This window comes from Pelosinus sp. UFO1, assembly GCF_000725345.1.
Classification (GTDB): Bacteria; Bacillota; Negativicutes; order DSM-13327; family DSM-13327; genus Pelosinus.
In genome coordinates this window covers 35,207-48,688 of record NZ_CP008852.1, presented here as the reverse complement: position 1 = coordinate 48,688, position 13,482 = coordinate 35,207, and the positions used below count along the sequence as shown (strand labels likewise).

The 13,482-nt window shown below is 38.6% G+C and carries 12 protein-coding genes; all 12 read right to left on the bottom strand.

What is annotated here, in order from left to right:
* Window positions 1-140 precede the first annotated feature (140 nt).
* Window positions 141-1,520, bottom strand: a complete 1,380-nt coding sequence (locus tag UFO1_RS00205) for a nitrogenase component 1 (RefSeq protein WP_038666368.1) — start codon at window positions 1,518-1,520, stop codon at window positions 141-143.
* Window positions 1,513-2,886, bottom strand: coding sequence for a nitrogenase iron-molybdenum cofactor biosynthesis protein NifE (gene nifE / locus UFO1_RS00200; RefSeq protein WP_038666365.1), 1,374 nt, complete (start codon window positions 2,884-2,886; stop codon window positions 1,513-1,515). Before nifE ends, UFO1_RS00205 begins: the two co-directional genes overlap by 8 nt.
* 213 nt (window positions 2,887-3,099) lie before the next feature.
* Window positions 3,100-4,488: a nitrogenase molybdenum-iron protein subunit beta gene (nifK, locus tag UFO1_RS00195; protein ID WP_038666362.1), complete on the bottom strand. Its 1,389-nt coding sequence runs from the start codon at window positions 4,486-4,488 to the stop codon at window positions 3,100-3,102.
* Between the two features lies 1 nt (window position 4,489).
* Window positions 4,490-6,103: a nitrogenase molybdenum-iron protein alpha chain gene (gene nifD, locus UFO1_RS00190; RefSeq protein ID WP_038666359.1), complete on the bottom strand. Its 1,614-nt coding sequence runs from the start codon at window positions 6,101-6,103 to the stop codon at window positions 4,490-4,492.
* A gap of 18 nt (window positions 6,104-6,121) precedes the next feature.
* The gene (locus UFO1_RS00185) at window positions 6,122-6,532 is read right to left on the bottom strand and encodes a P-II family nitrogen regulator (RefSeq protein WP_038666357.1); all 411 of its coding nucleotides are present in this window, start codon (window positions 6,530-6,532) and stop codon (window positions 6,122-6,124) included.
* Window positions 6,533-6,547: 15 nt separating this feature from the next.
* Complete coding sequence (locus tag UFO1_RS00180) at window positions 6,548-6,874, bottom strand: P-II family nitrogen regulator (RefSeq protein WP_038666355.1); 327 nt, start codon at window positions 6,872-6,874, stop codon at window positions 6,548-6,550.
* Window positions 6,875-6,915: 41 nt separating this feature from the next.
* Window positions 6,916-7,737 carry a nitrogenase iron protein gene (gene nifH, locus UFO1_RS00175; protein ID WP_038666352.1) on the bottom strand — a complete coding sequence of 274 codons (822 nt, stop codon included), beginning with the start codon at window positions 7,735-7,737 and terminating at the stop codon, window positions 6,916-6,918.
* Window positions 7,738-8,188: 451 nt separating this feature from the next.
* Window positions 8,189-9,136, bottom strand: a complete 948-nt coding sequence (locus UFO1_RS00170; RefSeq protein WP_038666349.1) for an AEC family transporter — start codon at window positions 9,134-9,136, stop codon at window positions 8,189-8,191.
* Window positions 9,137-9,152: 16 nt separating this feature from the next.
* A complete protein-coding gene (locus tag UFO1_RS00165) occupies window positions 9,153-9,617 on the bottom strand; it encodes a hypothetical protein (RefSeq protein ID WP_038666346.1) in 465 nt (154 codons plus the stop codon).
* 13 nt (window positions 9,618-9,630) lie between these two features.
* Window positions 9,631-10,251 carry a viroplasmin family protein gene (locus UFO1_RS00160; RefSeq protein ID WP_038666343.1) on the bottom strand — a complete coding sequence of 207 codons (621 nt, stop codon included), beginning with the start codon at window positions 10,249-10,251 and terminating at the stop codon, window positions 9,631-9,633.
* Window positions 10,252-10,406: 155 nt separating this feature from the next.
* A complete protein-coding gene (locus UFO1_RS00155) occupies window positions 10,407-12,134 on the bottom strand; it encodes a B12-binding domain-containing radical SAM protein (protein WP_038666340.1) in 1,728 nt (575 codons plus the stop codon).
* Between the two features lie 42 nt (window positions 12,135-12,176).
* Window positions 12,177-13,310: a cyclic nucleotide-binding domain-containing protein gene (locus UFO1_RS00150; RefSeq protein WP_051788759.1), complete on the bottom strand. Its 1,134-nt coding sequence runs from the start codon at window positions 13,308-13,310 to the stop codon at window positions 12,177-12,179.
* Between the last annotated feature and the right edge of the window lie 172 nt (window positions 13,311-13,482).

Here is a 13,482-nt window from a genome sequence, read left to right as displayed (position 1 = left end):
TCCCCCAACAACTGCAGGGTAGTATTTAAATTATCGTTTTTTTAAATTTTGAACCACAAAGGCACAAAGGACACTATAGAACGTTTGAGATTTCCTTTGTGTGCCACGATAGTGGCATTGTGTCTTTGTGGTTCATAAACTTATGATGACTGATAAAATTTTTCATACATGGAGCTCCTGTATGATTTATATTTGTTTTCCAGTAGTGTATTGGTTACTCGGTCCAGAAACATCATAGTACCTGTATAACCTACGGACAAAATGCGTTGCCCTCCCACTCGGTCATGAATGGGAAATCCCAATCTAACTAAGGGAATTCCACCTTTTTCTGTAAGATACTTACCATCTGAAGGACCAATCCCAATATTGACTTTGGCATCCTGGCTAGCAGCTAAAATATGGGCAAAATCAGTTTCAATAAATAAATTGCTTCTCTCTAGAAAATCGGTCACTGCTAGCCCAACTAATTCATTTAGCTTGCCACCTTGACTACCCGTAGCCACGACTGCTGGGAAAACTCCATTTTCAACACAAGTTTTGGTTACCGCATAGACCATCTCCGGTTCACCAAAAATAACACATCTTCCTTGAAAATTATATTTATGCGAATCAATCATCGCATCTAGCAAACGTCCACGTTCTTTTTGCAGACTCTCAGGAACCGTCTTACCGGTTATTTCCACTAACGTATTAATAAAAACATCTGTACTTTCCACACCAATCGGTATGGCCAAATTATATAAAGGAACACCAAATTCATCTTTTAGGTATTTTCCTGGAGATATAGAATCATCCAGTGTAATTCCCATCTGAATGGTAGCTAGGCCACCACCCATCTCTTTTATGTCGACTAGCTTTGTACCACCGTCACTCATTTTGGTGTAAGGGCGAGAAAAAGGGCGATCTAAGGTATCCGAAAAATCAGGGCATAATACATATTCAATTTTCATCAATTCTAAGATACGCTTGATTTCACGAATATCAGCAGGACTCATGTTGGGAATAATCACGTTAACTTTATTATTTTTTTTAGTTGCTGCCGTTAACTGCATTAAAACTCTTTTTACGGTTAGAAAATAGCCTTCAAAATGACTCCCACCATAACCAGGCGTTGCTGCCGTAACAATAGGGAAATCTTCCATTTCTTTATCGATCAGATATTGACCTGTAATTCTCTCAATGTCTTCACCAATGGTCTCGGCCAAGCAGGTTGTTACAATACCAATCAGAGCGGGATGATACACTTTCACAATATTATCTAAGGCTTGTCTGAGATTCTTTTCCCCACCATAGATTGTGCCTTTTTCATTTAGAGAAGAAGATCCTACATCAACAGGCTCATTAAAATGTTCCGCAATATGCCTACGCATATAGGTACTACAGCCTTGGGATCCATGAACAATAACCATGGACTTTTCAATTCCCTTTAAGGCTAAAATTCCGCCCATGGGCATACACATATTACAGGGATTTTCATTCACATCTCGGTAATGGACATGATTTTTATCTTTTTCAGCCATGGTTTGTCACCCCTCTGTCAATGCCTGATTTTGAAAGACTCTTCCATACAGGAGAACAAACCGTAGAGTATACTTCCTCTGCAAAGTTGACAGCACCCTCAAAACCGCTTAAAGGATGTTTTCGGTCATGATTATGATCAATAAAGGCAATCCCTAGCTTATAGGCCAGTGGACGTTCTTTTACACCACCTACTAGTAAATGAGCTCCCTTTTCCATCATGAATCGTTCCAATTCGGCAGGGTTTGCATCATCTAAAATAACAGTTCCATCATCCACTAAATTGTTAATGGTTTCATATTCTTCTTTTCTGCCTGTTTGTGTACCAATCATAACGACATCAATCCCAATTTCCCTAAATTGTTTAACGAGAGAGATGGCTTTAAATCCTCCACCTACATAAATGGCAGCCTTTTTGCCTTGCAGTTTTTCCCGATATCCTTTAATAATGGCTTCTACTCTAGCAGTTTCCTTGGCAATCAAGGCTTCCGCCTTAGCAATCATCGATTTCTCTCCTAAAGTAGCCGCTATTTTTCGTAAGGAGGCTGCTGTATCTTCAATTCCCAAAAATGAGATTTGAATATAAGGAATTTGATAAAGTTCTTCCATTTTTCCCGCAAGATATAACATCGAGCCAGCACATTGTATTATGTTTAGTTTGGCTTTAGGAGCTGACTTCAAAGCTGTATAGTGAGAATCCCCAGTAAAAGTAACATTTAATTCTACACCAATCTGCCGCAAATAATTATGAATAATCCAAGCTTCGCCAGCTAGATTAAAATCGCCTAAATAGTTGATACTATTGGACTTCACTATCGGTTCTGAAGGTTTTATAAGGCGAAGCAGAGCATCTCCCGCTGCCCTATAGCCAGCAGATTTGTTGCCAATAAACCCGCTAGACTCAACAGGTATTACTTCGATATTATGTTTTTGAGAGGCTGCTGTACAGATGGCTTCCAGATCATCACCAATTACACCCACAATACAAGTTGAATATACAAAAACTAATTTTGCTTGATACTTTTCCACTAATCCATCAATGGCTGCGTTTAATCTTTTCGCCCCGCCAAAAATGATGTCTTGCTCTTTTAAATCTGTAGAAAAGCTATTGCGGTATAGCTCAGCGCCGCTGCTTAGGCTGCCGCGAATATCCCAAGTGTAACTAGCACAGCCAATAGGCCCATGTACCAAATGTATGGCATCCGTAATTGGATTGAGCACGACTCTGGCTCCGCAATACACACAAGCTCTTTGACTTACGCACCCAGCAGAACTATCTGTATCACATTGAAGTTGTTTCTTATTCTTGCCTTTTGTAACAATAAATCCATCTCTTTCTGCAATCCTTCCTGCATTATCTTCAGCCATAGTACATCTCACATCCTCTCCAAAAGCAATATGGATAAAGTTAGCTATTCTTGTAAATATAGAGAAAAAACCGTTTGAAACGCGAAGGCGCGAAGATTAGGAAGAATGGAATATAAGAATACTATTCCTTCGTGTTCTTTGTGCATCTTTGCGTTCTTCGTGTTTCAACGTTTTTTCCCGATAATCGAACATCTTCTTTAAATAGCCTACTACTTACATTACTAATTCGAAATCTTCATCTTTTGCATCACGATCAGCTCTATCCAAGAGGGTATTACTGATCATTTCAATCAATCGCATAGCACCTTGGTAACCAACGATTGGCAAGTAAGAATGGACACTTCTATCTAGAATTGGGAATCCTACCCGCATAAAAGGAATATCTTCAGCCCGAGCAATATATTTGCCATAGGTATTACCAATTAATAAATCTACAGGCTGATTTTTAATCCATTGATGCAAGGTAAACAAATCGCCAGCACTTTTAACATTCGCTGTAATTCCTGCAGTTGTTAACATTTCATTAATGTCATCTTCAAAGCTTCCTGCTGCAGAATTAGAAGATCCCCCAGGAGTACCTGTCAGTACATGGACAGGTATCATGCCTAAGCTTAATACAAACTCAGTTATACCGGTAACGATATCAGGATCACCAAAGATCGCCACGGTTTTTCCATGAAAGTGAAAATGAGTATCCGTCATAATATCAACCAATTGGCCCCGCTCTATTTCTAGTTCTTTAGGAATTTCCCGCGCAAAACTATTTCGCAAGGTCATTAATAAAGCATCTGTAGCCTTAATACCAATCGGTGTCTTCAAAACGGCTGCTGGAACCTTACATTGTTTGTTTAAAAGATCCGCAGGGTCACTAGAAGCAAATCTACCCAAAGCTAGGGTGAGTTGCGAATTCCCAGTATCCTTTATTTGTTCCACCGTAGTACCACCTTCTGGATACATCTCGAATTCTCCAGTCATTGGTGAATCGACAACCCCTGATGTGTCAGGAAACATAATATATTCAATGTCCATACTTTTAACTAAACGTTTAATTTCTCGCATATCTCCAGGATTGACGAAACCAGGAATAATATTAACTTGTTCTTTTTTTACTGGCAACGTACTTTCTGCGATATAGCTAACCATAGCCTTTGTCATATTGGAAAATCCCGTAATATGTGACCCTACGTAACTAGGCGTATTAGCATGAATAACAAGCTTACCTTCAGCAACTTCCGCTGTTTTAATAATACTGGAGACATCATCACCAATCGTTTCTGTTAAACAAGTGGTGTGTATCGCCATAACATCCGGTTTATAGATGTGAAAAACGTTTTGTATTGATGCTTTTAAGTTAGCACCACCGCCAAAGACGGATGATCCTTCTGTAAAGCAACTAGTGGAAGCCATAACTGGATCACGGAAATGACGAGTCAAATGCATACGGTGATAAGAGCAACACCCTTGTGATCCATGACTATGAGGCAAGCATTTATGAATCCCTAGAGCAGCATACATGGCGCCAATTGGTTGACAAGTTTTGGCGGGGTTAATCATACCGCCGCTTTTACGTTCTGTTATCTCTTTTGGTGTACAATCTAACATATTATGCCACTCCTTCCTCAGTTACTGATCCTTCTAATAAAGGTTGATTTTTCCATGGGGGAGTAATAAAATTCCAAGTTGGAGATGCAAATCCCATACTAATATCTTCAGCAAATTTTACTGCACCGTTAAAGCCAGCATAGGGTCCGCTGTAATCATAAGAATGTAATTGCTTTGAATTAATCCCCATTTTTTGAATAACATATTTATCCTTGATTCCAGAAGTGAAAATATCTGGTTTTAGTAGCTTGATAAACTCTTCTGTTTCAAAATGATTCAAATCATCCACAATGATACTGCCGTCTTTCATATCAAAACGCATCCCATTATATTGACCTAAAGGTATTTTTGCTTTTAGCTCTTCCAATTTTTCTGGTGTTACTTTCAAGCGAAAACGTTTTTCATCAACTTCTGCCGTATAGTGAGGAATGTTTTTACTATCCGCATCAGTTTTAATGGTAGGAATGACATCACGGCCTTCATAATCATCACGATGAGCAAATTCATAACCTGCCAATAAGGTTTCAATTCCTAATTCACTAAACAAATTTTGGAAATGATGACCACGGGATCCTCCCACAAAACAAAAAGCTGTTTTTCCTTCACAGATCTTTTTGTATTGCTCAAACACAGGTTCAATCCTTGCCAATTCACTAGCGATTACTGCTTCTGTCTTAAGAGTTAATTCTTTATCATCAAAGTAAAGAGCCATATTACGTAGAGACTCAATGGTTCCTTGAATTCCAATAAAGTTAACTTTTAACCATGGTGTACCATATTTGGTTTCGAGCATCTCAGCAATATAGTTAATCGAGCGGTGACATTGAACTAAATTAAGTTCTGCTGTATGCGCATTTTTAATTGCTTCATAAGAGCCATCCCCTGTCATAACGGATACAACATGATAGCCAATTTCCTTAAGGATTCGTTCTACTTCCCAACCATCGCCGCCTATGTTGTATTCCCCTAAGAGATTAATCGGGAATTTAGCAGGAGCCTCTTCTTGTTCACCTGTACCGATGACCTTTTCCATTAATATATTATTGGCAATATGATGACCTGCTGACTGGCTAACGCCTTTATAACCTTCACAGCTAAAGGATAGTACCTGAACGCCATGTTTGGCTTCTGCTGCTTTAGCAACAGCTCCCATATCATCTCCAATTAACCCTACTGGACAGGTAGCAGAAAGAGTAATGGCTTTCGGTTTAAAGATCTCCATGACCTCATCAATTACCTTGGTTAATTTCTTTTCTCCACCGAAGACTATGTCACTTTCTTGCATATCGGTAGATATACAGTAGTTGATAAAATTTTGCTTTGGATCATCGGATTTGGCTTTATTTCTACGTGTATTCCATGCATAATATCCACAACCGATCGGCCCGTGAACAATATGCACCATATCTTTAATAGGACCTAGAACAACGCCTTTACATCCCGCATAAGCACAGCCTCGATTAGTGATAATACCAGGAATGGTCCGGGTATTGGCTTCGATTTGTTGGCTTTCTAGCTCGGAACGTTTTATAAATATATGTTTCTTACGATTTTTTTGAACTTTAGCTGGATATTGATCTAGTATTTCTTGAAGTTTTGCTTCATTCATTTCCATTTTCCCTTACCTCCCCTGTTATACTGCAACTTCTCCTGTTTCCCCAGTACGAACCCTTATCGCATCCATAACTGGTAAGACAAAGATCTTGCCATCACCTACATTATTACAAGTCTTATTAGCCTGAATAATAGCGTCTACAATCTTAGCTACGTCTTCATCATGGGCAAGAATGGTAAACAATCTCCGTGGAAATAATGTAGTACCAACCAAAAAATCTGTAATCAGCTTTTCTGCTTCCCCTGTTTGATCCTCCCCAGCCATAAGAAGGAGTTCTTTCTTTCTTTCCAAAATCAAGCTTGGATTGGTTACTAACTTGCCCCGCCCCTCTACTTTAAAAGCAGTAAAACCAGCTACACCAGCTTCTACTAACGCTTTTTTAGTAGCACTTGTCTTATTCATCCGTACAATAGCGATAATTTCTTTCATCCTTATCCCTCCTTCTTATAGACTTGGGATGCCACTAGAAATGGTATAAGCTTCTTCAATGGAGCTTATGAATATTTTTCCATCGCCATAAGCACCTTGTTCACTTGTTTTCGCGTATTTTAAAATCAGACGAACCATATCTTCCTTATCCTCATCACGGATCGCCATCATTAATAAGGCTTTTGGGATTTCATCATAAATGATACCGGATATTTTAATCCCTTTTTGTTTACCGCGCCCAACTACATCCACAACTGTAGCAGCATGAAAACCAGCTCTTGATAACTCAGCTAATACTTCCTCTTTCTTTTCTGGTCTGATAATGGCTCTAACTAATAACATATTGTTTCCCTCCAATATTTTATCTACTTTTTCTTTGACAATCAGGCATCCATAAAGCCATATTGCATCATGATTTCTTCTAATCTGTCTTGTGTCATTGGTTTAGGGATAACAAACATTTTGTTACCGTCGATGGCTTTTGCTAATTCACGATATTCGTTAGCTTGACCAGATTCTGGATCGAAGTCTACAACTGTCTTTTTATTAATTTCCGCACGTTGGACGAGATTGTCACGAGGTACAAAGTAGATCAATTGGGATCCAATTTCTTCAGCAAAGGCTTTTAATAATTCATACTCTTTATCTACTTTACGGCTGTTACAAATAATGCCGCCAAGTCTAACTTTACCGTTAACTGCATATTTTTGAATCCCTTTTGCAATGTTATTCGCTGCATAAAGAGCCATCAATTCACCAGAAGCAACGATATAAATTTCTTCTGCTTTACCTTCGCGGATCGGCATTGCAAATCCACCACAAACAACATCACCCAGTACATCATAAAATACATAATCAAGATCTGGTGTATAAGCACCTAAGGATTCCAACATATTAATCGAAGTGATGATACCACGACCTGCGCAACCTACACCTGGCTCAGGACCACCTGACTCAACGCACATGGTACCGCCGAATCCTGGCTTTAAGATATCTTCTAGGTCAATATCGTCGCCTTCATCACGTAACGTATCTAGTACTGTTTTTTGGCATAATCCATGAAGTAATAAGCGAGTGGAATCCGCCTTAGGATCACAGCCAACAACCATAATATGCTTACCAGCCTCTGCTAAGGCACCTACTGTATTTTGAGTAGTGGTAGATTTACCAATACCACCTTTTCCGTATATAGCAATCTGTCTCATAATGAAAACCTCCCTCTATTTTTAAACGCATTTTTTTACCGATATAGTTGAAAATTACTTACAATTCACTTATAATAAAAATAGGTACATCAAACAAACCCTGGTGACTGCTGGGGAACTAAGATTACCAACGCTTTATGGATACCGCAAATATCCATAAGGCATTTTTTTTGTCTACCATCATACTTATTCGATAGAACCACCTCCTTAATTACTAAAAAAAACACAATGAGGCTCATAAACGTACTCCGTTTATAAGCCCCATTGCTTATGTGTCTATTTCCTGACAAAAAGGCAAAAAGCTCACAAGGGTTTTAAAAAACCACTTGTAAGCTTCATTGCTTCTGCCTATTAACTTGAGCTGAGTATAGCATACATCTTTTTGCGATGCAATACCCTTTTTAAATAGTCGCAATATTAAATTTAAAGCCTCCGCCCCCACTATACTCGACTAAAAATAATACTGAAAAATCAACATATATACAGGAATAACAACGATTGCTATTACGGTTGTCACCGTAGTCATTATGGCAGCATATTCAGCATCGCCTCCATAGGATTTGGCAACAATGGATGTTTGCGTCATTACAGGCAACATGGCTTGAATAATAAATACTTTTTTCATCAAAAGAGGTAAGGGTATAAAATGAGTTACTCCCATAACAATCAGTGGGGATACTACAAACCTTCCTAATAGAATAGCAATCATATCCTTGCTGACTTTAATATTACTTAATTTTACACCATATATGGCAATCCCAATAAAGAGCATGGATAGAGGAGTCGTCATATTGCCAAGGTATTTGCAAGTATCAAGAATAAAGCGAGGCAAACTTATATTACATAAAATAAGAAATATGGCGAACAAAAATCCTAACAGCGGTGGTGAGAAGATCTTTTTCACTACCTCTAGAGGAGATACTTTTTCTTTACCTAGCGCACCATCATTCCGAATACCACTGGCGCCAATCGTCCAAAATAGAGATGTGTTGGCGATATAATACAATAAGACATAAGGCACACTTTCTTCGCCAAACAAGGCTAAATTTACAGGTATGCCAATAAAGATACTATTGGAAACAAAGAACATTGATCGAAAAGTTCCTTGCCGATTCGATTTTACCTTTATTACTTTGGAAACAACATATCCTACAATATAACAAGCTAGCATAGAAGAAAAGGGCACAACCAATCCTGTTGCTAGATGAAGTAATCCATCTTTGTTAAAGGTACTCATTAAATTCCAAATCATATAAGTAGGAAGTGCAATATTCGTTATGATACGGGAAAATAACTTGGATGCCTCGGGGTTAAACCAGCCTTTATTTGTAAGAATATAACCTGTTGCAATCATTAAAACAATACTAAATATACTTTCAATTGTATGAAAAATAATCATAATAAAGACTCCTAACCTACTTTTCCCTATCAGATAATACAGCCACAAGAGCCGCTTTAGCTATTGCTTCTAGTTCAGTTGCAAAGCCTGCAGAGGCTACCTCTGACTGAATTCCATCTTTTTTAAACGATGCATAATATACGCTTTGGCATTCTACAATCCTATTTTCTAGATTGTAGACATACCCAATGGCGTTCATATGCTCTATTACCTTTTGGGCTGACCCCATTTCCGTAGAAAAGGCAGGTACTGCCTCATCAAAATTCTCTCTAAGTTTTAAACTCACCATTTCACTCTCTTTTGTCAGTGCAGTATACACTCCGCCAGATTGTTCAATATCCGCTGGTGTTCCCAGCCATTTTACGGCAAGTTCAGCGCTAAATTGTAATAAGTGCTTCAACCAGATAAACCCCATCACCTCTAGGGCCACTGCAATATCTAAATCCCGCCCAGGTTTCATCTGTAAAAATTTTTCATTCATTGTTTTTCCTCCATTACTGTAGCTGTAAAGCTGCCTTAGCTAATTGATCTGCCTGTTCATTATATTTATCTCCTGAATGGGCCTTAACCTTTACAAAGTGGATCTCCAATTGTTTTGCGGCTTGTTCATAAAACTGTTTATACTTTTTGGTTCCCTCTTGTTTTGCTTCCCAGGCGTTGGTACACCACTTTTCTATGCCTTCGTAGTCATGATATATAACGATTGTAGGTACTCCCTGTTCTAAGGCATAAGTCATTGCGATTTTAGCCCCCATGGTTTCTCCTGCTACATTACGCATCGGTGCCAACTCAGGATCATTTCCTTTTTGACTAAAGGTAACCTCCTCTCCTTTCCACAAGATAACGACTCCCGCCGAATATTCCTTTGTTGCAATGTTATAACTGCCATCAACGTAAGCAAGCATAACATCATCGGAGATTTCTCCTGTAGGAAGAGATGGCATTACCTTATTCACTGCTCCCGCAAGGTAAGCATTCGCTTCTTCTTCCGTCTTAAAACTCTTATACTCAGCTCCTGAATATCCTTTTATTTGTTCCTGACACTGGGGCCAGCTATAGAATAAACCTGCCTGTCTGCCTTTCCTAACGGCGTACACTTTTTTTATATCTGCCATATGTCTCTCCTTACTTTTGGTTCTCACATGTCCGGTTAGTCCACTTATATTTTATGTCTTCTGATTTATAAAAAGCAAGTAATTAATTTTTAGGCTAGACTTTCACATAATTAGTGAAAGTCTAGCCCTTCCTATTTACTCAAAGTTAGGTACATTTATTGATTCAGCTTTGCTAACTTTCTGCTATGATCATTAATACGTTTTACAATATCTTTTGAATAATAGGTACTCCCTGTCATGATGTCCAAAAGGGAATCTTTTTTGAAATTCAATAAATCCAGTTTGGAGCGATAACCAATCGCTTCTGTCATCATGAGATACTCATCAGAAATATCCGTAGGAATCCCCATATCCGCAATAGCATTACGTAGTTTGCCAGTTTCGCGGAGTAAATCTATACTTTGCTTGCCTTGTAAAGACACATTTAACTTAGGCCAGAACTCAGCAGGCTTATAGATGGAATACTCATAGCGCATAAGATTGTAGATAAAATCATCACCAATATCAAAACCAAATTGATCTGCCTTATCAAACCATTCCGTATCAGGAAAAGCACCAGGAGGATTTACAACAACCGTACTCGGCATTGTTTGCTCAATTAAGCTGATATTTTCTGCGAAAACATCCTCTAATGTTACATTCGCAACTAGGGGGCACGGATAGATCAGGGAAAGCCCAATACGGCATGGTTCATTGACAATATCCGCAGCTAACTTTATGCATTGTATCGTATCAATGATCTCTTTCTTAGTAACCCCCTTATTCATAACCTGGTCATTAATCAGATCATGCCCCGTTTCGCCCCCCATAAAAACTGCTCTCAAGCCTGATTTTATCATAATTGAAAAATCATCATAGGTTTGACTAGATACTTTGGTAGCTCGTATAAACATAGAATAGTTTACCTTTAGGCCACTATCAAGTATTGCCTGGGCAATATTTCGTCCTTGTTCAAGAGGTGTCTCTGAACTACTGAATCGAAAAAAAGCAATGCCAAGCTGTGTCATAGCTCTCATTTCTTCGATAATTTGCTCTACAGGGCGACCTTGATAATGAATAAGCTGCCTAGTATGGGAACAAAAGTTACATTGATTCCAGCTGCACCCCACACCATCCACTAAGGTGTGAAAAAGTATTTTGTCTTCTAAATCAACACTTCGATAACGGGGAATGGTTTCCTGAAAATTTGCCTTTTCACCTACGCATTTTACGGCATGAAAACCACCAGTTCTAAGTAAGGGGGAACTGCCACTCTCATCCCTCACTGCTTTTAAAAACTCAGTTTTTCCTTGGGTTCTTCTATGCAATCTAATTAACTGTTCTAGTATTTCTTCGCCCGGCCCCATAATGGCTAGGTCAAACTCATCATCTTTCAAGGTATTTTCGCCGTATACCTTTACTTGAGGTCCACCAGCAATCACAACGGTTTCGGGACATTCAGTTCTAAGGCGAGACGCTAAATGAATCGCCCATTGAAAAGAATCACCATACCATGTCTTAATACCGACGAAAGGAATCTCCTTTTCTTTAACCATCTTAACGATTTCTTCCACCATCTGATTCATGTACCTACGCTTGCAAAACAAGGACAAGGCTTGCAAGGGCCAACTAAATAGCATAAGAAATAAAGCTAATTTTTGATTTCCCTTCTGATATACTTCTAACTGCAATCCTACAATCCAGCGAAGAAGTGCCAAGCACCATCTAGGTACGCCTTTTTCGACGTAAGAGGTACGGACATTATCAATAATTTCTGCCTCAATTCCTTGATCTTCAAGATATGTACGAATCATTGCCAAACTATTTTCTAACGCCGTATCCGAAGTAATGCGCTGTCTTATTGCAAGGCTGTTTACCAGTAATAATTCAACACCATATTTCATTTAAATTCCCCCATTTTTTTATTTTTAGAAAACCTCTATGTTTTACCCTTTGCAACTAGTTAGATTCTGTAAAATCTTGATCCCAATCGTAGGATAACTTCTGTAAAACTTTTCGAAAGATTGTTGGCAAATAACCATAACCTCTGAATCAGCAGTGGCAGAAACGTCGTTTATTTGTACTTGTGGTTGTATTAACCCTGTTCTTCCGAAGCTTTGCCCTGGTACCCTCTCACTCGTCACCCCATTGCATAGTACAGTAACCTTCCCTGACAGCAAGATATATAGTTCTTTCGTTACTTCACCAGTATTTATAATGGTATCACCTTCTTGGCAATGAAAGATTGTTCCCATATGCAATACCTGCATTGCTTCTTCTTTCATTAGTCCTTTGAGAATAGGAATACTTTGACCTCTTAATTCTCCTTGTACATAAGCCCACATCTGTTCTTTGCTGGTTAACTGGGTGTTTACCACCTTAGTCAACTGGGGGAATTCCTCTAAAAACCATTTTGCCGCTTCCGGACTGTTATTTCTTTTTTTGGCAACACGGAGAAAGGGCGATCTCACTGCCTGCAGATGTTCAAGGTCTTCAAGAATTAGAAATAAGGGAATGATTAGACCGAAGCCACGTTCAAAAAAGTTATACCCTAGTCTACGAAAACCAAGTCGTTCATATAGAGGAACTAATTGGGGGCTGCATCCTCCAAAAGAAAACTGCACCCCCTCATCTCGTCCTACCTCATACCCTTTTGATAATAATAGGTAGGCCGCCTGTGAATTTCGGTATTTAGAAATAACCATCATTTTAGTGCTTAAACATTGTTTCTGGTTTCTTGATCCTTGCAAGAAAGTAGCAAACCGTTGCATCTTGAATATTTCTTGTAATTCACTCGGAAATAATTCAATTTTTCCAATGGTTACTCTTAGAGTACCTATTACTTCTGATCCTAATTGGGCATATAATAATACACTCTGATCATCCATTACATCCATGATTTTCTTTTTCTCGTGATTAGCTGATGCTATGGGTGTTTTGCCCATTTCCTCTACATACACTCGATAACGCAACTTATAAATTGCTTCTTTTTCTCTTTTAGTCGAAGCTATTCTAATTTTTATACGATTTTCACTAACCTCACTAGTTCTTACTTTTAGCTCTGCAATTTGCAAACCCATACATTCTTCCCCCTTTTTTTGATCATAAAATTATCTATTGACTAGAGAAAAGCTATTGCCGATTCATAAACACCACCTCCTAATAGAACCATGTTCTTCTCTCACCAATGAAAACTCCTGTAAGATTTGTAATATAATGGACATTTTTGTAATTATAAGTAAATTTTTCAAT